Here is a 19501-nt window from a genome sequence, read left to right as displayed (position 1 = left end):
GGGTCATCCCCAGCTCTCCACGTCCACCACGGCCTCGACCGGCACGGGCCCGTACACGTGCGGGAACTCCTCCCCGCCCGGCTCGGCGGACTCGTACTTCACCGGCACCCCGACCCGGGCCGGGTCCACGACCAGGACGACCAGCCGGTCCGGGCCGTCGTAACCGCCGTAGAGGAACTCGGCGATGCGCGGGAGCTGGTCGCGGGTGGAGAAGTGGATGAAGCCCTCCTCCTGGAGCGTGCGGCCCCGGGTGGACATCTCGTACACGCCGCGTTGGCGCGCCGCCTCCCACAGGGAGCGCTCGGTGATGTGGACGATGTACGGAAGCTTCGGCATGCGCCCACGCTACGGTGCTCCCGCCCCACCGTCCCACCGGTTTTCGGAGGGCTCCCGGGCGCCCGCCGCCGACGGATCCCCCGGCCGCCCGGACCCGGGCCGCCCGGACTCGGCGGACCGGCCCGACTCGGCCGACCGACCCGACTCCGCGGACCGGCCGGACTCGGCGGACCGGTCGGACTCGGCGGACGCCGGGCAGTCCGGGTTGCGGCACGGACCGGGGCCCCACACCGGCACCCAGGCCCCCAGGGTCTTGTGGCGCCTGACGACCGTCTCGACGGGCTGTCCGCAGACGCGGCAGACATGTTCCTCGCGGTCCATGCCCTCAGGGTAGGTCGGCGGGAACCTCAGCGCTTCCTGCCGTACGTCCGCACCAGCGCGCCGTTGTCGAAGGTGCGCAGGGACTCCAGGGTGAACTCCTTGAGGTCCAGACCGGTGCCGAACATCGGCATGCCCTTGCCGTAGACGAGGGGGTAGCTCTTGATGACGAGCTCGTCGATCTCCTCGAGCAGCGCTCCGGCGATCCGCGAGCCGCCGCACAGGAGGATGTCGAGCCCGCCGTCCTCCGCCTTCAGCGCGCGGACGCGGCCGGTCAGGTCGTCGGCGACGATCTCGACGTTCGGATGGGGCGAGGCGCCGAGGGTGCGGGAGGCGACGAGTTCGCGCAGGTGGCCGTAGGGGCTGGTGATGCCCTCCCGCAGGGCCACCTCATAGCTGGCCCGGCCCTGGACCACCGTGTCGAAACGCTTGTTCTCCAGGTCGTCGATGCCGAACGTCCTGCGGATGTGGGTGGGCAGGGCGTCCGGCAGCTCCGTCCTGAGGTAGGCCAGGAACTCCTCGTCCAGGAAGCGGTACATCGCGGAGCCGTCTCCGTGCTCGTCGCCGATGAATCCGTCGAGCGAGCAGGCGACGACGTACGAGAGCTTGCGCAAGCGGGTCTCTTTTCATTCGCTCCAGCTGTAGTGGTCCATTTGTAGTACTCCAACTGTCGTGGTGCAAGGGGTTTGCCGGGACAGGCCGGAGCCCCCGGTGACCGTGCGGGGTCAGGAGCCGCACGGGCCGGGGACTCCGGGGTCTTCTCGGCCGCCGGGACGGGCGGCCGTCAGCTGGTGCGCCGGGTCACGAACTCGGCGAGGGCCAGCAGACCGCCCGCCGCCTCGGGATCGGGAACCGCGCGGGCCAGTTCCTGCATGGCCCGGGCCATCCGGTCGGCCGCCTCGGCCTGCGCCCAGTCCCGGCCGCCGGCCCGCTCCACCGCGAGGGCGGTGCGCGCGATCTCCCCGGGCTCCGCCTCCTCCACGCGGTACGGCCTCGCGTACAGCGCGGCGAGTTCGGCCGCCGCCGGGGTGCCGGAGGTGAGCGCCGCCACCACCGGCAGGGACTTCTTGCGGGCGGCGAGATCCGCGCCGGCCGGCTTGCCCGTGTGCCGCGGGTCCCCCCATATCCCGATGACGTCGTCGATCAGCTGGAAGGCGAGCCCGGCCTGGCGGCCGAAGCCGTCCAGCGCGGCCACGTCCTCCTCGCGGGCGCCCGCGTACAGCGCGCCGAGCGCGCAGGCGCAGCCCAGCAGGGCACCGGTCTTGGCCTCGGCCATGGCGAGCACCTCGTCCAGGCCGACCGCGTCCGGGGCGCGCTGCTCCAGGTCGGAGTCGGCGTGCTGCCCCTCGCACAGCTCCACGACACAGGCCGCGAGCCGGGCCGCGGCCGGGACGGAGGCCGGGTGCGGGTCCTCGGCGAGCAGCCGCAGGGCCAGCGCCTGGAGGGCGTCCCCGGCGAGGATCGCGCCGGCGTCACCGAACACGGCCCAGGCCGTCGGCCGGTGCCGGCGGGTGGTGTCCCGGTCCATCACGTCGTCGTGCAGCAGTGTGAAGTTGTGGACCAGCTCGACCGCCGCCGCGGCACGGACCGCCGCCGTACGGGCCGCCGGTCCGCCGAGCGCCGCGGCGGCGGCCAGCACGAGTGCCGGCCTGATCGCCTTGCCCGCGTTGCCCGCCGCCGGGCTGCCGTCGGCGTGCTGCCAGCCGAAGTGGTACAGCCCGATCCGGCGCATGGCGCCGGGCAGCGACTCCACGGCCGCGCGCAGCTCCGGGTCGACCAGGGCCCGGGTGCGCTCCAGCAGTGCCGCCGCCTCCTGCGCGTCGGCCGGGCCGGCGCCTCCCCCGGCCCTCTTCCGCGCCTCCCCCGCCGTGCCGGGACGCGGCACAGCGGTGGAACGTCCTTCGGTCTCCGTCATGAACTCGGCCATGCCTCCCCCTCGCCAGGTCCGCGCAGGCCGGCGTCACCGGCCTTGCCGGACGCATACCCGAAGGGCCTACCCGCACCGGCGGGCGGGAACACGGCCGCGACGTGCGGAAACGTCACCTCCACCGGCCGATCTCGACGTTCTCCAGCACGCCGAGCGCGTCGGGCACCAGGACCGCGGCCGAGTAGTACGCCGTCACCAGGTACTTGATGATGGCCTGTTCGTTGATGCCCATGAACCGGACCGACAGGCTCGGCTCGATCTCGTCCGGGATGCCGGACTGCCTCAGGCCGATGACACCCTGCTCGGCCTCGCCGGTACGCATGGCGATGATGGAGGTCGTACGGGCCTCGCTGACCGGGATCTTGTTGCACGGGTAGATCGGCACCCCGCGCCAGGTGGGGATGCGGTTGCCGGCGATGTCGATGGTCTCCGGGACCAGCCCCCGCTTGTTCAGCTCGCGCCCGATCGCGGCGATCGCGCGCGGGTGGGCCAGCAGGAGCTTGGTGCCCCGGCGGCGGCTGAGCAGCTCGTCCAGGTCGTCCGGGCTGGGCACGCCGTCGTGCGGCTGGATCCGCTGGTCGTACTCGCAGTTGCTGAGCAGGCCGAACTCCGGGTTGTTGACCAGCTCGTGCTCCTGGCGCTCCTTCAGCGCCTCGACCGTCAGCCGCAGCTGCTGCTCGGTCTGGTTCATCGGCTGGTTGTAGAGGTCGGCCACGCGCGTGTGGATGCGCAGCACGGTCTGGGCGATGCTCAGTTCGTACTCGCGGGGCCGTGGCTCGTAGTCCACGAAGGTGTGCGGGATGTCGGGCTCGCCGGAGTGGCCGGCCGCCAGCTCGACCTCCTTCTCGCCGTACTTGTTGGTCCGCTGCTCCGGGATCGCGCGCAGGCGTTCGAGGTGCGCGCGCAGCGAGTCGGAGCGCTCCGCGACCTGTTCGAAGTCCTGGCGGCCGAGGATCAGCACCGTGGTCGGGGTGTCCGCGCGGACGGTGTACTCCCAGATCGCCTCCGGGTCGAGCAGCGACTGGTCGCCGAAGTAGGCGCCGTCGGCGAGGACGCCGAGCACGGCGTCGTCGCCGTAGGGTCCCGTGCCGATCTTCTCCACGCGGCCGTGCGCGAGCAGGTAGACCTCGTCCGTCCGGTTGCCGAAGTCGGCGATCACCTCGCCGGGCGCGAAGTCGCGCTGACGGCAGCGCCGGGCCAGCTCCGTCAGCACCTCCTCGTCCTCGTACGCCCGCAGGGCGGGCAGTTCGCCCAGTTCGTTGGGGATGACCTCGACCTGGTCGCCGGTCTTGACGAAGGTGATGCGACCGTCGCCGACGGCGTAGGTCAGCCTCCTGTTCACCCGGTAGGTGCCGCCCTGGAGGTCGACCCAGGGAAGCGTGCGCAGCAGCCAGCGGGAGCTGATCTCCTGCATCTGCGGAACGGACTTGGTGGTGGTGGCCAGGTTCCGCGCTGCCGCCGTCCCGAGGGACTGCTGCGGCCTGCCCTGATCCGTGCGGACCTCTTCGCCTACCGACATAAAGAAATGCCTCCCGTGTCGTGCCCGGTGCCGATGCGCACGAGCACCGGTCTCGCGTCCGAGCCTTCCAGCACGGAGCGTGGTGGCGCCATTACCCGAAAGAGCGGGAATGGATCATCGGATTAGCGGGCAGAAAGAGGGACCTCGCCCACCCCGGCCCCACCCCTTGCCGACCCGTCCGACCTCTACGGCGCGCCCCGGCTGTCCGGATCGGCTCGCACACCATACGAACGATGTGTACCGGGACGTCCGGTTTCGGTAGAAGCAGGCAGGACATCCGGCCGCGACCGTCGGCCGGGCGGGCACGGCACGAAGGAGTCGGGCATGGCCCCACCCATGTCGGCGAGCGGCTTTCTGGACGCGCTCAGGGCGGAGGGCGTCACGGTCGCCGAGGTCGGCGACTGGCAGCACCACAACCGCAACCACAAGGGCCCCTGGGGGCCCGTCCACGGCGTGATGATCCACCACACGGTGACCCGCGGCAGCGAGCGCACCGTGGAGCTGTGCCGCGACGGCTACGACGGCCTGCCCGGACCGCTGTGCCACGGCGTGATCACGAAGGACGGCACGGTGCACCTGGTCGGCTACGGCCGCGCCAACCACGCCGGGCTGGGTGACGACGAGGTCCTGCGCGCGGTGATCGCCGAGAAGGGGCTGCCGCCGGACAACGAGGCGAACACCGACGGCAACCGGCACTTCTACGGCTTCGAGTGCGAGAACCTCGGCGACGGGGAGGACCCGTGGCCGGAGGAACAGCTGGATGCCGTCGAGCGGGTCGCCGCGGCGCTGTGCCGGCACCACGGGTGGACGGAACGGTCCGTCATCGGCCACCTGGAGTGGCAGCCGGGGAAGATCGACCCGCGGGGCTTCTCGATGTCCTGGCTGAGGGAACGGGTCGCCGAGCGGCTGAAGGGGTAGCGGCGCGGGGGCGGGGGCGGGCGGACGACCGGCGACGCGCGGCGGGCGGCGGGCGGCGGGCGGCGGGCGACAATGAAGCCGTGACCAGCCCCGACCCGCTCACCCCCCTCACCCCCCGCCTCCCCTCCCCCCTGCACGAGATACGTGACGACCGTTTCGGCCGTCGCGGGCTCCGGCTGGTGCTCAAGCGGGACGATCTCATCCACCCGGAGCTGATCGGCAACAAGTGGCGCAAGCTGGTGCCGAACATCGCGGCGGCGCACGGCCGCGCGCTGGTCACCTTCGGCGGGGCCTATTCGAACCACCTGCGGGCCACCGCCGCCGCGGGCCGCCTGCTGGGCCTGTCCACCACCGGAGTGGTCCGGGGCCAGGAGCTGGCGGACCGCCCGCTCAACCCGTCCCTGGCCCGGTGCGCGGCCGACGGCATGCGGCTGCACTTCGTGGACCGGTCGACGTACCGCCGCAAGACCGAACCGGAGACCCTGTCCGCGATCCTGCGCGCGGCCGGCGCCGAGGACGCGTACGTCGTCCCCGAGGGCGGCAGCAACGCCGAGGCGGTGCGCGGCTGCCGTGACCTCGGCGCGGAGCTGCGCGGTCACGCCGAGGTCGTCGCGGTCGCCTGCGGCACCGGCGGCACCCTGGCCGGCCTCGCCGCCGGGCTGGCGGCGAGGCAGCGCGCGCTCGGCATACCGGTCCTGAGGGGCGGCTTCCTGGAGGACGGGATACGGGACCTGCAGGAACGTGCCTTCGGCGCCCGCAGCGGCACCTGGTCCCTGGACGACCGCTTCCACTGCGGCGGTTACGCCCGTACGACCCCGGCCCTGGAGGATTTCGCACGGGACTTCGAGCAGCGCCACGGACTGCCCGTGGAGCGTCTCTATGTCGCCAAGTTGCTGTACGGACTCGTCGCCCTGGCGGAGGAGGGCGCCTTCGCGCGCGGGACGACGATCGCCGCCGTCGTCACGGGACGGCCGTTCCCGGAGCCCCCGGCAGCCGCCCCGTAAGCGGCTCCACCGCGACCACCCCGTACCCCCCGCAGCCGGCCGGCGCGCACGCCCCGCCCCGCACAACCGCCCCACGCCCCGGACGGTCGCCCACAGCCCGGCAACGCCCCGGAGCGGAACGCTAGTGGGCCTCCCTGAAGGCCGCCGCCTCCTCCAGGTCCAGGCGTCTCAGCAGCGCGCGCAGCATCTCGTCGTCGATGTAGCGCAGGTCGCGGAGCTTGACGAAGACCTCGCGTTCGGCGCTGATCATCTCGCGGGAAAGCCGGCGGTAGGTGTCGTCCACGGACTCGCCGGTGACCGGGTTGACCTGGCCGAGCCGCTCCCAGACGGCGTTGCGACGACGCTCCAGGACCATGCGCAGCCGGTCGGCGAGCGGCGGCGGCAGGGTGTTGCGCTCGTCGGAGAGGAGGTCGTCCAGCCGGGCCTCCGCGGCCCGCGAGGCCTGCGCCTGGGCGTTGGCCTCGGCGAGCGTCTCGGCCTGCCGGTCGCGGCCGGGGAACCGCAGCAGCCGGATCAGCGGCGGCAGCGTCACGCCCTGGACGACGAGGGTGCCGATGACGGTGGTGAAGGTCAGGAAGAGGATCAGGTTGCGGGGGCCGTCGGGCATGGTCGGCGGGATCGCGAAGGCGATGGCCAGGGAGACGACACCGCGCATGCCGGCCCACGAGGTGACCATCGCGCCCCGCCAGGTGGGGTTCTCCTCGCGCTCCCTGATGCGCGCGGACAGCAGCCGGGGCAGGAAGGTGGCCGGGTAGACCCAGACGAACCGGGCCACCACCACGACCACGAAGACGGCGACCGCGTACCAGGCGGCGGAGGCGCCCTCGTACTCGCCGAGCCGCTTGAGGACGATCGGCAGCTGCAGACCGATGAGGGCGAAGACCGCGGACTCCAGTACGAAGGCGACCATCTTCCACACCGCCTCCTCCTGGAGCCGGGTGGCGAAGTCGACCTCCCACGCGCGGTGGCCGAGGTACAGGGCGACGACCACGACCGCGAGCACCCCGGAGGCGTGGGCGCCCTCGGCGACGCCGTAGGCGACGAACGGGATCAGCAGCGAGAGCGTGTTCTGCAGCAGGGGCTCGGTCAGGTGGGTGCGCAGCCAGTGCAGGGGCGCCATGAGGACGAGGCCGATGCCGACACCGCCGATCGCGGCGAGCGCGAACTCGCGGATGCCGCCGGCCCAGGTGGCCCCCGCGCCGACGGCCGCGCCGAGCGCGACCTTGTAGGCAGTGATCGCCGTGGCGTCGTTCAGCAGGGACTCGCCCTGCAGGATGGTGGTGATCCGGGAGGGCAGGCCGACCCGGCGCGCGACCGCCGTCGCCGCCACCGCGTCCGGCGGGGCCACCACCGCGCCCAGCACCAGCGCGGCGGTCAGCGGCAGACCGGGGACGAGCAGATGGGCGGCCCAGCCGACGACGACGGTCGCGAAGAGCACGTAGCCCACCGAGAGCAGCGCCACCGGCCGCAGCTGCGCCCGCAGGTCGAGGTAGGAGCTGTCGGTCGCCGAGGTGTACAGCAGCGGGGGCAGCAGCAGCGGCAGGACGATGTGCGGATCGAGGGTGTAGGACGGCACACCGGGGATGTACGAGACCACCAGGCCCGCCGCGACCAGCAGCAGGGGCGCCGGCACGGGGGTGCGCCGCGCCGCCGCGGCCACCGCGGCACTGCCCGCCACCAGCAACAGCAGCGGCATCACGTCCATGGTCTTCGCCCACCCTCGTCTTCGCGCGGCCACCCGCACGCCCGTCGTAATCTGGCAATCATGAAACAGTGCACGCACGCCGCCGCGCTGCCGCACCCGGAACCGGAGCCCCTCGACCCGACCTGTCCCGAGTGCCTGCGGGACGGCACCCACCCCGTACAGCTGCGGTTGTGCCTCACCTGCGGTCACGTCGGCTGCTGCGACTCCTCGCCGGGCCGGCACGCGACGGAGCACCACGAGAAGTCGGGTCACCCGGTGATGCGGACCTTCGAGCCCGGCGAGGACTGGCGGTGGTGCTTCGTCGACCACGTGCTCGTGTGACCCGTGCCCGTACGACCACGGGCTCGTGCGACCCGTGCTCCTGAGCTGGTGAGATGTGCTCGTGTGGGCGAGACCGTCCCGCCCGACCGCCTTCTCGTGTGACACTGCATGCGGCGGCTGCCGCACGACGGTTCGAGCGTCTGACCTCTGGGTACGTCAACCCGGCGCGCGCTCTTCCCATTTGGGCCCGCAAACCCTCTAGACACGGAGCGTATCCACAGCTTTACTGTGAGTGACGCCAGGGGGTTGGGGTCCCGGGGACAGCAACGTTCGGAGCGCGATAGCGTCACCGCTTGAACCACGTACGCGTTACCCCGGGGGGCGACCCTCGGCCCCGTAAAGCTTGTACCACCATGGAGGTGAGGGTGTCCCAGATCGCAGGCGAGCCCGCGGCGAACCAGGACTTCGTGGAAGTCCGGCTTCCGGCTGCGGGTGCCTACCTGTCGGTGCTGCGGACGGCCACGGCCGGTCTGGCGGCCCGCTTGGACTTCACCCTGGACGAGATCGAGGACCTGCGCATCGCCGTGGACGAGGCCTGCGCGATCCTGCTCCAGCAAGCCGTGCCCGGCTCGGTGCTCAGCTGTGTCTTCCGGCTCGTGGACGACTCGCTCGAGGTCACGGTGTCCGCGCCGACCACGGACGGCCACGCCCCGTCGCGGGACACCTTCGCCTGGACCGTGCTGTCGGCCCTCGCGGGCAAGGTCTCGTCCGCCGTGGACGAGGACAAGACGGTCTCGATCAGCCTCTACAAACAGCGCGGCGCCGGCCCCGGGCCGGCGTGAGGAACGGGGACGGGCCGGTGCGGGACGAAGAGCGCGGCACACGGGAGCTGCCGACCGGGGACGGGGGTGCCCCCTGGTCGACCAGCGCCGAGACCTCCGGGGCGGATCCCCGGGACGGTTCCCGGCGCATGGCGGACGGCATCGACGGCATCCCCGAGCAGGCCAGGCCGCACCCGGAGGACGACTCCGCGCGAGCCGGCGGTGACGATGCCGCGGACGGCACACCGCCCCCGGCACGCGACGGCGCCGGAACCGGGGTCCGAGCGGGGGCGAGGCCTCGGGGAAGGGCTACGGGCGGGACGATGAGCGAGCACGAGCGACACGCCGAGGACGACGCGCCGGGCACGGAGGCCGTACAGGCCGTGCAGCACGACGCCCAGGACCGCAGCGGGGCACGGGCGAAGTTCATCGAGCTGCGCACCCTGCGGGAGGGCAGCACGGAGTACGCGGAGCTGCGCAACCAGCTGGTCCGCATGCACCTGCCGCTCGTGGAGCACCTGGCGCGCCGCTTCCGCAACCGCGGCGAGCCGCTGGACGACCTCACGCAGGTCGCGACGATCGGTCTGATCAAGTCCGTCGACCGGTTCGATCCCGAGCGCGGTGTGGAGTTCTCCACGTACGCCACCCCGACCGTCGTCGGCGAGATCAAGCGGCACTTCCGCGACAAGGGCTGGGCGGTCCGGGTGCCGCGCCGGCTCCAGGAGCTGCGGCTCGCGCTGACCACCGCGACGGCCGAGCTGTCCCAGCTGCACGGCCGGTCCCCGACCGTGCACGAGCTGGCCGAGAAGCTCGCCATCTCCGAGGAGGAGGTCCTGGAGGGCCTGGAGTCCGCCAACGCGTACTCCACGCTGTCCCTGGACGTCCCCGACACGGACGACGAGTCGCCCGCGGTCGCCGACACCCTGGGCGCCGAGGACGAGGCGCTGGAGGGCGTGGAGTACCGCGAGTCCCTCAAGCCACTGCTGGAGGACCTGCCGCCGCGCGAGAAGCGGATCCTGCTGCTGCGCTTCTTCGGGAACATGACCCAGTCGCAGATCGCGCAGGAGGTCGGCATCTCCCAGATGCACGTCTCCCGGCTGCTGGCCCGCACACTGGCCCAGCTGCGGGAGAAGCTCCTCGTCGAGGAGTAGGACCGGACCGGCGGGTCCTACTCGGACCGGCCCGGTCCCCTGATCCCGAGGGCCCGGGTCGTCTCCCCGTTGACGAGGAGCACCAGCGCCGCCATGGCGACAGCCGTCACGACGATGCCCACCGGGATGGCGACACCGTCGGAGTGGAGCAGGTTGTAGGCCACCGGAAGGGCCAGGACCTGGGTGATCACCGCGGGCCCCCGGCTCCAGCCGCGTCGCAGCAGCAGACCGCGCGCGGCGAGCAGCGGCAGCAGCGCGAGGACGACCAGGGTGATCCCGAGGGTCACGGCCTGCTGCCGGTCGTCCGGTTCGCCGGCGAGTCCGAGGACGAGCACCCACAGGCCGCCGGCCATGAGGGCGGCGCCCTCCAGTCCGGCCAGCGCCGCCGCGTACGTCAGCCGGCGCGGGCGCGGCTCGGCGGCCGGGTCGGCTGCGGCGGCTTCGGCGGTGTCCGGGGCGGGGTTCTGCTGACTGCTCACCCCAGCAGGGTAGCCCTCCCCCTCCGGCGCCCGGCCGCGCCCCGCGCCCCCGAGTGTCCAGGCTCACGCCCTGGTCTCTTACCGGATCCCTACCTCGGTCTGGGCCGAGTACCCCCCAGTAGGTACGCTGCCTTGCATGCGTGCACTTCTCGTGGTCAATCCGGCGGCTACCACCACAAGCGCACGCAGACGTGACGTGCTGATCCACGCGCTGGCGAGCGAGATGAAGCTGGAGGCGGTCACCACCGAGTACCGCGGCCACGCCCGCGACCTCGGCCGGCAGGCGGCGGAGAGCGACGACATCGACCTGGTGGTGGCCCTCGGCGGCGACGGCACGGTGAACGAGGTCGTCAACGGCCTCCTGCACGCCGGCCCCGCCCCGGACCGCCTGCCCGGTCTGGCCGTCGTCCCCGGCGGTTCCACGAACGTCTTCGCCCGCGCCCTGGGCCTGCCCAACGATCCCGTCGAGGCCACCGGGGCACTGCTGGACGCGCTGCGCGAGGGCAGCGAGCGGGTCGTCGGCCTGGGGCTGACCTCCGGCCCGGCGGGCACCGAGGACGAGGCCGTGCCGGCCCGCTGGTTCACCTTCAACGCCGGGCTCGGGTTCGACGCCGGCGTGGTGGGCCGGGTCGAGCAGCAGCGTGAGCGCGGGAAGAAGTCGACGCACGCTCTCTACGTCCGCCAGGTGATCCGGCAGTTCCTCGGCGAGCCGAACCGCCGGCACGGCTCCATCACTCTGGAGCGGCCCGGCGCGGACCCGGTCGAGGACCTGGTCGTCGCCATAGTCTCGAACACGTCCCCGTGGACGTATCTCGGCAATCGCCCCATGTATACGTCACCTAAGGCCTCGTTCGACACCGGCATCGACGTGCTCGGTCTCAGCCGCCTGTCGACGGCCGCGGTTGCCCGGTATGGCACCCAGTTGCTCACTTCGTCCCCCGACCGGGGACCGCATGGCAAGCACGCCCTCTCCCTGCACGATCTGGACCAGTTCACCTTGCATTCGAAGGTGCCTCTGCCCCTGCAGATGGACGGTGACCACCTGGGGCTGCGCACGAGCGTGACGTTCACAGGCGTACGCCGTGCACTGCGTGTGATTGTGTGAGCGGAACGGGCGAAAGTCCTTTCACTCGAACGTTTAGGCCAGGATCCACCCCATGGAAGTACGGCTGTGACCTAGTCGACACCGAGGAATCAAAAAAAACTTTCCGGAAGGGGTTGTATCCGCCGCTGAGGTTTGCGAGTCTCTACGTGGCGATCGGGACGGCCCGCAACACCGGCCTCCACTGATCACCGGAACCCCTCTTCAAAACACAGGACCACGCCGGGTGAAGACTCGGCGGTCGGCCCTTCACTTGTTGAGGGATTCGTGAAAGCGTTCACATTCACAAGCAACTTGCACGTAATACCAAGGAGAGGTAGCAGCCATGGACTGGCGTCACAACGCCGTTTGCCGCGAGGAAGACCCCGAGCTCTTCTTCCCCATCGGCAACACCGGTCCTGCGCTGCTGCAGATCGAGGAAGCCAAGGCCGTCTGCCGTCGCTGCCCGGTGATCGAGCAGTGTCTGCAGTGGGCGCTTGAGTCCGGCCAGGACTCCGGCGTCTGGGGTGGTCTCAGCGAGGACGAGCGCCGCGCCATGAAGCGCCGCGCCGCTCGCAACCGGGCTCGTCAGGCCTCCGCCTGACACACCCACCCCTGCTGACAGCCTGAGCTTGGCGGCGCGCACAGCACGTGCGCATCTCCCGCCCCCGAGCCGCAGCGCGCAGTATCCCCCGATGCCGCTAGCGATTTAGCAGAGCAGCAACGAGCACGAGCCTCGGACCAATGGCGGTCCGGGGCTTTTTGCTGTGCTCGGGCACCCTGCCGCGAGTGCGCCGCCGAGCCCCTTCCCGGGAAGAGACGGAGCCCCTTCCCGGGAGAGGAAGGTGCCTACTTCTGCGCCCGCACCGGAATGTCGAGGATCACCCGGGTCCCCCGCCCCGGCGCCGGCAGCATGTCGAAGGATCCGCCCAACTCGCCCTCCACCAGCGTCCGTACGATCTGCAGGCCGAGGTTGCCCGAGCGGTGCGGGTCGAAGCCCTCGGGCAGGCCGACCCCGTCGTCCTGGACGGTGACCAGCAGCCGGGCCTCCCTGGTGGTGCCGCCCCGCACCGCCGAGACCTCGACCGTGCCGGTGTCGCCCTCGCGGAAGCCGTGCTCCAGGGCGTTCTGCAGGATCTCGGTGAGGACCATGGACAGCGGGGTGGCGACCTCGGCGTCGAGTATCCCGAACCGTCCGCTGCGCCGGCCGGCCACCTTGCCCGGCGAGATCTCGGCCACCATGGCGAGCACCCGGTCGGCGATGTCGTCGAACTCCACCCGCTCATCCAGGTTCTGAGACAACGTCTCATGGACGATGGCGATGGAGCCGACCCGGCGGACCGCCTCCTCCAGCGCCTCCCGGCCGCGCTCGGACTCGATGCGCCGGGCCTGGAGCCGGAGCAGCGCGGCGACCGTCTGGAGGTTGTTCTTCACCCGGTGGTGGATCTCCCGGATGGTGGCGTCCTTGGTGATCAACTCGCGTTCGCGGCGGCGCAGTTCGGTGACGTCGCGGAGCAGCACCAGCGAACCGATGCGCGTGCCCTTGGGCTTGAGCGGGATGGCCCGGAACTGGATGACGCCGTCGTGGGCCTCGATCTCGAACTCGCGCGGCGCCCAGCCGCTGGCCACCTTGGCCAGTGCCTCGTCCACGGGGCCCCGGGTCGGGGCGAGTTCGGCCGTGGTCTGTCCCAGGTGGTGGCCGACCAGGTCGGAGGCGAGGCCGAGCCGGTGGTAGGCGGACAGCGCGTTCGGGGAGGCGTACTGGACGATGCCGTCCGCGTCCAGCCGGATCAGGCCGTCGCCGACGCGCGGGGAGGCGTCCATGTCGACCTGCTGGTCGGGGAAGGGGAAGGAGCCGGCGGCGATCATCTGCGCCAGGTCGGAGGCGCTCTGGAGATAGGTCAGCTCCAGCCGGCTCGGGGTACGCACGGTGAGCAGGTTGGTGTTCCGGGCGATCACCCCGAGGACGCGGCCCTCACGGCGCACGGGGATGGACTCGACCCGTACGGGGACCTCCTCGCGCCACTCCGGGTCGCCCTCGCGCACGATCCGGCCCTCGTCCAGGGCGGCGTCCAGCATGGGCCGCCGGCCGCGCGGGACCAGGTGGCCGACCATGTCGTCCTGGTAGGAGGTCGGGCCGGTGTTGGGCCGCATCTGGGCGACCGAGACGTACCGGGTGCCGTCCCGGGTGGGGACCCACAGCACCAGGTCGGCGAAGGAGAGGTCGGAGAGCAGCTGCCACTCCGAGACCAGCAGGTGGAGCCACTCGAGATCGGAGTCGTCGAGGGCGGTGTGCTGGCGTACGAGTTCGTTCATGGAGGGCACGTCTGCGAGCGTACCCGGGCCTCGTGGATGGCCGAAAAAACACCCGCGGGCCGCGGCGCCTGGAAGGGACCCTCAACCCTCCCGGCACCGCAGCCCGGAGCATCATCGGCCGCGGGGTGTGCGGTCCCGGTCGGCCGAAGGTCGAGGAGCCGGAGCAGTCAGGGCAGAGAGCGCCGGTTCCTCTGTCCGCCTTCCTGTGCGGGGAAGACGGAGGCTTGTTCTTCTCGATTGTGGACTAGACCACGATGGCGTGTCCATGGTGCGGAGGCGTCCCGCCGCGAGGGCACCGGCACGCGATGCCACGCAGCCTAGCCCGCCCGGGTCGGTCGTGGGACCACATGGCCGTGGCAATTTCCGCGAGTGCATCCGCTCCCTCCCGGCGTGCGCCGTCGCCCGCCTCCCGGGCGGCCCCTTCCGGCGGCCCTCTCCCTGGCCCGCCTCAGCGCCCTCGAACGCCGATTCTGTTAGATTGGTCTAAACCACATAGAGACGCACAGAGCCCTCTCAGAAGGCAGGCCCAGCGTGGAAGTTGTCATCGTTCCGGACGCCGCGGCGGGCGGCGAGCTGATCGCCGAGGCCATGGCCCAGCTGCTGCGACGCAAGCCCGACGCCCTGCTCGGCGTGGCCACCGGCTCCACCCCGCTGCCCATCTACCAGGCGCTGACCGCCAGGGTCCGCGCCGGCTCCGTGGACGCCTCGCGGGCACGGATAGCGCAGCTCGACGAGTACGTGGGGCTGCCCGCGGACCACCCCGAGTCCTACCGCTCGGTGCTGCGCCGCGAGGTGCTGGAGCCGCTCGGCATCGGCATGGACGCGTTCATGGGGCCGGACGGCACGGCCCAGGACGTCCAGGCGGCGTGCGAGGCGTACGACCGCGCGCTCGCCGAGGCCGGCGGGGTGGACCTGCAGCTGCTCGGCATCGGGACCGACGGGCACATCGGTTTCAACGAGCCGTGCTCCTCGCTCGCCTCGCGCACCCGGATCAAGACGCTGACCGAGCAGACGCGGATCGACAACGCCCGCTTCTTCGGCGGCGACATCGAGCAGGTCCCGCACCACGTCATCACCCAGGGCATCGGCACGATCCTGGAGGCACGGCACCTGGTGCTGCTGGCCACCGGCGAGGGCAAGGCGGACGCGGTCGCCGCGACCGTCGAGGGTCCGGTCGCCGCCGTCTGCCCCGCCTCCGCGCTCCAGCTCCACCCGCACGCCACGGTGGTCGTGGACGAGGCCGCCGCGTCCAAGCTCAAGCTGGCCGACTACTTCCGCCACACCTACGCGAACAAGCCGGAGTGGCAGGGCATCTGATCACGGGGGACCGCCCCCGCGGAGCCGGTCCCCTCCCCCTCCTCCCCTTACGCCTCCCCTGCGCCTGCCCCCGCTCCGCCCTCGCGCTGGACTAGACCAACACCGGGTGCGACGGTATACAGAGGGGATCACGGAGCGTGCGGGTGGAGTGCTGACACGGCAACCCGTGCCACGATGTGAGCCGTGGCCGATGGGATGTCGGTCGCTTTCGGCACCGGAGCCGGGAAGGCAGAGCATGAGCACCGACGTCAGCAGTGCGGAGAACGAGGCCGGCACAACCCGTACCGCGCGCGTGCCCAAGTACTACCGCTTGAAGAAGCACCTGCTCGACATGACGGAGACCCAGGCCCCGGGCACACCGGTCCCGCCCGAGCGCACGCTGGCCGCCGAGTTCGACACCTCCCGCACCACGGTGCGCCAGGCCCTGCAGGAGCTGGTGGTGGAGGGCCGGCTGGAGCGCATCCAGGGCAAGGGCACGTTCGTGGCCAAGCCCAAGGTCTCCCAGGCCCTGCAGCTCACCTCCTACACCGAGGACATGCGGGCCCAGGGCCTGGAGCCGACCTCGCAGCTGCTGGACATCGGGTACGTCACCGCGGACGACCGGCTCGCCGAGCTGCTCGACATCACCGCCGGCGGACGCGTGCTGCGCATCGAGCGGCTGCGCATGGCCAACGGCGAGCCGATGGCGATCGAGACCACCCATCTGTCGGCCAAGCGTTTCCCGGCCCTCAGGCGCTCACTGGTGAAGTACACCTCCCTGTACACCGCGCTCGCCGAGGTCTACGACGTCCGCCTCGCCGAGGCCGAGGAGACCATCGAGACCTCCCTGGCCACCCCGCGCGAGGCGGGCCTGCTCGGCACCGACGTGGGCCTGCCGATGCTGATGCTCTCCCGCCACTCGCTGGACCGCGAGGGCAAGCCGGTGGAGTGGGTGCGCTCGGTGTACCGGGGGGACCGGTACAAGTTCGTGGCCCGGCTGAAGCGGCCCGCGGAGTAGCGGAGCGGGGGCGCCGGAAGGACCGCGGGTCCGGCACGTTCGCTGAATCGATATACCGATATGCGGACGAGGTCTTCCACTGTGACGACACCGTCACCTAGATTGCCTGCGCATTACAGGTGATCAGCGAGGGGACGGAGCCGTGGCATGTCCGAAACGCCTGAAGTGAGACCACCGGTGGTGACACCGGGCCGGGTGGTCATCGCCCTGTGTCTCGTCGCGCCCTTCGTGGCGATGCTGTGGGTCGGCTCGTACGCCAAGACGGATCCCGCGTTCATCGGGATCCCGTTCTTCTACTGGTACCAGATGCTCTGGGTGCTGATCTCCACCGCGCTCACCATGCTGGCGTACAAGCTCTGGCAGCGTGACCAGCGCGCCCGCAGGGGCGCGGACGGGGGTGCGGCGAAGTGAAGGACGGCGTCAACGGCGTCGCGCTCGGCGTCTTCATCTTCTTCTTCCTGGCCGTCACGGTCATGGGCTTCCTGGCCGCGCGCTGGCGCAGGGCCGAGGACGAGCACTCCCTGGACGAATGGGGTCTGGGCGGCCGGTCGTTCGGCACCTGGATCACCTGGTTCCTGCTCGGCGGTGACCTGTACACGGCGTACACCTTCGTCGCGGTACCGGCGGCGATCTACGCGGCGGGCGCGGCCGGCTTCTTCGCGGTGCCGTACACGATCCTGGTGTACCCGCTGATCTTCACCTTCCTGCCCCGCCTGTGGTCGGTCTCGCACCGGCACGGGTACGTCACGACCTCCGACTTCGTGCGCGGCCGGTTCGGCTCGAAGGGCCTGTCGCTGGCGGTGGCGGTGACCGGCATCCTCGCCACCATGCCGTACATCGCGCTCCAGCTCGTCGGCATCCAGGCGGTGCTGGACGTGATGGGCGTGGGCGGCGGCGAGAACACCAACTGGTTCGTGAAGGACCTGCCGCTGCTGATCGCCTTCGGTGTGCTGGCGGCCTACACCTACTCGTCCGGTCTGCGCGCCCCCGCGCTGATCGCGTTCGTCAAGGACGCCCTGATCTACATCGTCATCGCGGTGGCGATCATCTACATCCCGATCAAGCTGGGCGGCTTCGACGACATCTTCGCCAAGGCGGGCGAGGCGTTCAGCCAGGTGAATCCGGCCACCGGCAAGCCGCGCGGGGCGCTGGCGCCGGGGGACGCGAACCAGTGGACGTACGCCACGCTGGCCCTCGGTTCCGCGCTCGCGCTGTTCATGTACCCGCACTCGATCACCGCGACCCTGTCGTCCAGGAGCCGTGAGGTGATCCGCCGCAACACCACGATCCTGCCGCTGTACTCCCTGATGCTGGGTCTGCTGGCGCTGCTGGGCTTCATGGCGATCGCGGCCGGGGTGAAGGTCACCAACGGGCAGCTGGCCATCCCGCAGTTGTTCGAGGACATGTTCCCGGACTGGTTCGCGGGCGTCGCCTTCGCGGCGATCGGCATCGGCGCGCTCGTGCCGGCGGCCATCATGTCGATCGCGGCGGCGAACCTCTTCACCCGCAACATCTACCGGGACTTCATCAAGCCGGACGCCACGCCCCGGCAGGAGGCCCAGGTCTCCAAGATCGTCTCGCTGCTGGTGAAGGTCGGCGCCCTGGTCTTCGTCCTCACCATGGACAAGACCGTCGCCATCAACTTCCAGCTGCTGGGCGGCATCTGGATCCTGCAGACCTTCCCGGCCCTCGTCGGCGGCCTGTTCACCCGCTGGTTCCACCGCTGGGCCCTGCTGGCCGGCTGGGCGGCCGGCATGGTCTACGGCACGGCCGCCGCGTACGGCATCGCCTCGCCGACGCAGAAGCACTTCGGCGGCAACGCCAAGGAAATCCCCGGCATCGGCGAGATCGGCTACATCGGCCTCACGGCGTTCGTCCTGAACGTTCTGGTCACCGTGGTCCTGACCGTCGTCCTGAAGGCCCTGAAGGCCCCCGAGGGCGTCGACGAGACCCGGCCGGAGGACTACACGGCCGACGCCGGCGACCCCGGGGTCGAGGTGGAGCTGCCACCGGCGACCGCGGGCGCCGGCCACTGACGGACGCCCGCAGGGGCGCGGACCCACGGCACGGACAACCGGACACACCCGCAGCGGGCCGCCGATGGCACGACCATCGGCGGCCCGTCGGCGTGTACGCCCGCCCCCGCGCGCCGCGGGCGGTGTCACGCTCCACGCCCACGAGTTGACCCTCCGAGAGCAGAGCGGCACAACATCTGGGGGTGCCACGACAACCCGGCACTAGATGTATGCTCGTGCTCGCTGTCGCCGCAGGGGAATCCGGTGCGACTCCGGAACTGTCCCGCAACGGTGAACCTGCGTGCATCCGCGCGCCTGTTGAGTCCGACTGCCTGCCGACAGCGCACACCCGGCCGTCCGGTCCGGGTGGGTTTCCGAACGTCCGGGCCTCGTGGAGTGGGCCGGTGGACGCGACGCCGTGTGCGCTCGTGGCTGCCCCCTGCCCTCCGCCGGGCCCCCGTGCCGAGCGAGGGAGAGCCCCACGTGACCATCGCGCCAGCCGATCCGGCTTCAGTCAGCGAGCTGGAGACCGACGGTCCCGGTGCCGCGCTGCTGCGGACCCTGACCGAGCTGACCGCCGACCTGCCCGACGCCGATCCCGGCCGGGTGGCCGCCGCCGCGCTGCGGGGCCGGTCCTCGCGGGCCGACGAGGCGGAGCTGCGCGAGCTGGCCACGGAGGCCGCCGCCGGCCTGATCGCGGAGGACCCCGCCTACTCGAAGCTGGCCGCCCGGCTGCTGACCCTCACCATCCGGGACGAGGCCGCCTCCCAGGGCGTGACCTCCTTCACCGAGTCCGTCGCCGTCGGGCACCGCGAGGGCCTGATCGCCGACCGCACCGCCGAGTTCGCGCGGCTGCACGCCGAGCGGCTGGACGCGCTGGTCGACCGCGCGGCCGACGACCGGTTCGGCTACTTCGGCCTGCGCACCCTCTACAGCCGCTACCTGCTGCGCCACCCCCTCACCCGCAAGGTGATCGAGACGCCCCAGCACTTCATGCTGCGCGTGGCGAGCGGCCTCGCCGAGGACGACACGGCCCGCTCGGTGGACGAAGTCGCGGCGCTGTACGGCCTGATGAGCCGCCTGGACTACCTGCCCTCCTCCCCCACCCTGTTCAACTCCGGCACGCGGCACCCCCAGATGTCGTCCTGCTACCTGCTGGACTCCCCGCTGGACGAGCTGGACTCCATCTACGACCGCTACCACCAGGTGGCCCGGCTGTCGAAGCACGCCGGCGGCATCGGTCTGTCGTACTCCCGTATCCGCTCGCGGGGTTCGCTGATCCGGGGGACGAACGGGCACTCCAACGGCATCGTGCCGTTCCTGAAGACCCTGGACG

Annotated in this window: 20 protein-coding genes and 1 riboswitch; of the genes, 12 read left to right on the top strand and 8 right to left on the bottom strand. The window is 71.5% G+C overall.

Features of this window, described 5'->3' with window-relative positions:
• Positions 1-3: 3 nt before the first annotated feature.
• The 5 genes from IEZ20_RS35515 to IEZ20_RS35500 all read right to left on the bottom strand — a co-directional run bounded on the left by IEZ20_RS35515 (position 4) and on the right by IEZ20_RS35500 (position 4100).
• Positions 4-336, bottom strand: a complete 333-nt coding sequence (locus tag IEZ20_RS35515) for a DUF952 domain-containing protein (protein ID WP_189306480.1) — start codon at positions 334-336, stop codon at positions 4-6.
• A gap of 9 nt (positions 337-345) precedes the next feature.
• Complete coding sequence (locus tag IEZ20_RS40170) at positions 346-657, bottom strand: hypothetical protein (protein ID WP_229896426.1); 312 nt, start codon at positions 655-657, stop codon at positions 346-348.
• A 26-nt stretch (positions 658-683) separates the two neighbouring features.
• Complete coding sequence (locus tag IEZ20_RS35510; RefSeq protein WP_189306478.1) at positions 684-1268, bottom strand: dihydrofolate reductase family protein; 585 nt, start codon at positions 1266-1268, stop codon at positions 684-686.
• A 170-nt stretch (positions 1269-1438) separates the two neighbouring features.
• Positions 1439-2581, bottom strand: coding sequence for a family 2 encapsulin nanocompartment cargo protein polyprenyl transferase (locus IEZ20_RS35505; protein ID WP_189306476.1), 1143 nt, complete (start codon positions 2579-2581; stop codon positions 1439-1441).
• A 112-nt stretch (positions 2582-2693) separates the two neighbouring features.
• Positions 2694-4100: a family 2B encapsulin nanocompartment shell protein gene (locus IEZ20_RS35500; RefSeq protein ID WP_189306473.1), complete on the bottom strand. Its 1407-nt coding sequence runs from the start codon at positions 4098-4100 to the stop codon at positions 2694-2696.
• Between the two features lie 324 nt (positions 4101-4424).
• Here IEZ20_RS35500 and IEZ20_RS35495 point away from each other — a divergent pair, with 324 nt between their 5' ends.
• Positions 4425-5018, top strand: coding sequence for an N-acetylmuramoyl-L-alanine amidase (locus IEZ20_RS35495; protein WP_189306471.1), 594 nt, complete (start codon positions 4425-4427; stop codon positions 5016-5018).
• An 80-nt stretch (positions 5019-5098) separates the two neighbouring features.
• Entirely contained in the window at positions 5099-6022 is a 924-nt protein-coding gene (locus IEZ20_RS35490; protein ID WP_189306469.1) for a 1-aminocyclopropane-1-carboxylate deaminase/D-cysteine desulfhydrase, read from the top strand.
• Positions 6023-6143: 121 nt separating this feature from the next.
• On the opposite strand, the gene IEZ20_RS35485 is transcribed toward IEZ20_RS35490, so the two are convergent.
• The gene (locus IEZ20_RS35485) at positions 6144-7727 is read right to left on the bottom strand and encodes a Na+/H+ antiporter (protein ID WP_189306467.1); all 1584 of its coding nucleotides are present in this window, start codon (positions 7725-7727) and stop codon (positions 6144-6146) included.
• Positions 7728-7787: 60 nt separating this feature from the next.
• Here IEZ20_RS35485 and IEZ20_RS35480 point away from each other — a divergent pair, with 60 nt between their 5' ends.
• The 3 genes from IEZ20_RS35480 to IEZ20_RS35470 all read left to right on the top strand — a co-directional run bounded on the left by IEZ20_RS35480 (position 7788) and on the right by IEZ20_RS35470 (position 9960).
• Positions 7788-8048 (top strand): UBP-type zinc finger domain-containing protein, encoded by a 261-nt coding sequence (locus IEZ20_RS35480; RefSeq protein ID WP_189306465.1) that lies wholly within the window; start codon positions 7788-7790, stop codon positions 8046-8048.
• Between the two features lie 365 nt (positions 8049-8413).
• Positions 8414-8830: an ATP-binding protein gene (locus tag IEZ20_RS35475; protein WP_009190566.1), complete on the top strand. Its 417-nt coding sequence runs from the start codon at positions 8414-8416 to the stop codon at positions 8828-8830.
• A gap of 17 nt (positions 8831-8847) precedes the next feature.
• Positions 8848-9960 carry an RNA polymerase sigma factor SigF gene (locus IEZ20_RS35470; RefSeq protein ID WP_230919389.1) on the top strand — a complete coding sequence of 371 codons (1113 nt, stop codon included), beginning with the start codon at positions 8848-8850 and terminating at the stop codon, positions 9958-9960.
• 17 nt (positions 9961-9977) lie between these two features.
• Here IEZ20_RS35470 and IEZ20_RS35465 read toward each other — a convergent pair whose 3' ends face one another.
• Positions 9978-10439, bottom strand: a complete 462-nt coding sequence (locus IEZ20_RS35465; protein ID WP_189306461.1) for a hypothetical protein — start codon at positions 10437-10439, stop codon at positions 9978-9980.
• Positions 10440-10575: 136 nt separating this feature from the next.
• On the opposite strand from IEZ20_RS35465, the gene IEZ20_RS35460 reads away from it, so the two are divergent.
• Positions 10576-11544 carry a diacylglycerol/lipid kinase family protein gene (locus tag IEZ20_RS35460; protein WP_189306459.1) on the top strand — a complete coding sequence of 323 codons (969 nt, stop codon included), beginning with the start codon at positions 10576-10578 and terminating at the stop codon, positions 11542-11544.
• A gap of 322 nt (positions 11545-11866) precedes the next feature.
• Positions 11867-12124 carry a WhiB family transcriptional regulator gene (locus IEZ20_RS35455; RefSeq protein ID WP_003992873.1) on the top strand — a complete coding sequence of 86 codons (258 nt, stop codon included), beginning with the start codon at positions 11867-11869 and terminating at the stop codon, positions 12122-12124.
• A 245-nt stretch (positions 12125-12369) separates the two neighbouring features.
• Here the strand turns inward: IEZ20_RS35455 and IEZ20_RS35450 are convergent, their stop codons facing one another.
• Positions 12370-13836, bottom strand: a complete 1467-nt coding sequence (locus IEZ20_RS35450) for a PAS domain-containing sensor histidine kinase (protein WP_189306620.1) — start codon at positions 13834-13836, stop codon at positions 12370-12372.
• A 531-nt stretch (positions 13837-14367) separates the two neighbouring features.
• Between IEZ20_RS35450 and nagB the strand changes: the two genes are divergently transcribed.
• The 5 genes from nagB to IEZ20_RS35425 form a co-directional block, all read left to right on the top strand.
• Positions 14368-15153 (top strand): glucosamine-6-phosphate deaminase, encoded by a 786-nt coding sequence (gene nagB, locus IEZ20_RS35445; RefSeq protein ID WP_189306457.1) that lies wholly within the window; start codon positions 14368-14370, stop codon positions 15151-15153.
• 235 nt (positions 15154-15388) lie between these two features.
• A complete protein-coding gene (locus IEZ20_RS35440; RefSeq protein WP_189306455.1) occupies positions 15389-16150 on the top strand; it encodes a GntR family transcriptional regulator in 762 nt (253 codons plus the stop codon).
• Between the two features lie 147 nt (positions 16151-16297).
• Positions 16298-16561, top strand: coding sequence for a DUF3311 domain-containing protein (locus IEZ20_RS35435; protein ID WP_189306453.1), 264 nt, complete (start codon positions 16298-16300; stop codon positions 16559-16561).
• Positions 16558-18186, top strand: coding sequence for a monocarboxylate uptake permease MctP (gene mctP, locus IEZ20_RS35430; protein WP_189306451.1), 1629 nt, complete (start codon positions 16558-16560; stop codon positions 18184-18186). Before IEZ20_RS35435 ends, mctP begins: the two co-directional genes overlap by 4 nt.
• A gap of 196 nt (positions 18187-18382) precedes the next feature.
• Positions 18383-18484, top strand: a riboswitch (cobalamin riboswitch).
• A 164-nt stretch (positions 18485-18648) separates the two neighbouring features.
• Positions 18649-19501 (top strand): ribonucleotide reductase N-terminal alpha domain-containing protein (locus IEZ20_RS35425; RefSeq protein ID WP_308434721.1); only part of this gene is annotated, 853 nt, incomplete at its 3' end.

Origin of the sequence: Streptomyces cinerochromogenes, assembly GCF_014648635.1 — a bacterium.
In the GTDB taxonomy this organism is placed as follows: Bacteria; Actinomycetota; Actinomycetes; order Streptomycetales; family Streptomycetaceae; genus Streptomyces; species Streptomyces cinerochromogenes.
Note: the sequence above shows the minus strand (reverse complement) of the source record. Positions and strands in the feature narration are given on the sequence as shown.

Bases quoted from the DNA above. Each gene is read 5' to 3' on its own strand.
- IEZ20_RS35455 (WP_003992873.1), top strand. From the start codon at position 11,867: ATGGACTGGCGTCACAACGCCGTTTGCCGCGAGGAAGACCCCGAGCTC.
- IEZ20_RS35480 (WP_189306465.1), top strand. From the start codon at position 7,788: ATGAAACAGTGCACGCACGCCGCCGCGCTGCCGCACCCGGAACCGGAG.
- IEZ20_RS35495 (WP_189306471.1), top strand. From the start codon at position 4,425: ATGGCCCCACCCATGTCGGCGAGCGGCTTTCTGGACGCGCTCAGGGCG.
- IEZ20_RS35505 (WP_189306476.1), bottom strand. From the start codon at position 2,581: ATGGCCGAGTTCATGACGGAGACCGAAGGACGTTCCACCGCTGTGCCG.
- IEZ20_RS35500 (WP_189306473.1), bottom strand. From the start codon at position 4,100: ATGTCGGTAGGCGAAGAGGTCCGCACGGATCAGGGCAGGCCGCAGCAG.
- IEZ20_RS35450 (WP_189306620.1), bottom strand. From the start codon at position 13,836: ATGAACGAACTCGTACGCCAGCACACCGCCCTCGACGACTCCGATCTC.
- IEZ20_RS35440 (WP_189306455.1), top strand. From the start codon at position 15,389: ATGAGCACCGACGTCAGCAGTGCGGAGAACGAGGCCGGCACAACCCGT.
- IEZ20_RS35460 (WP_189306459.1), top strand. From the start codon at position 10,576: ATGCGTGCACTTCTCGTGGTCAATCCGGCGGCTACCACCACAAGCGCA.
- IEZ20_RS40170 (WP_229896426.1), bottom strand. From the start codon at position 657: ATGGACCGCGAGGAACATGTCTGCCGCGTCTGCGGACAGCCCGTCGAG.
- IEZ20_RS35515 (WP_189306480.1), bottom strand. From the start codon at position 336: ATGCCGAAGCTTCCGTACATCGTCCACATCACCGAGCGCTCCCTGTGG.
- IEZ20_RS35435 (WP_189306453.1), top strand. From the start codon at position 16,298: ATGTCCGAAACGCCTGAAGTGAGACCACCGGTGGTGACACCGGGCCGG.
- IEZ20_RS35485 (WP_189306467.1), bottom strand. From the start codon at position 7,727: ATGGACGTGATGCCGCTGCTGTTGCTGGTGGCGGGCAGTGCCGCGGTG.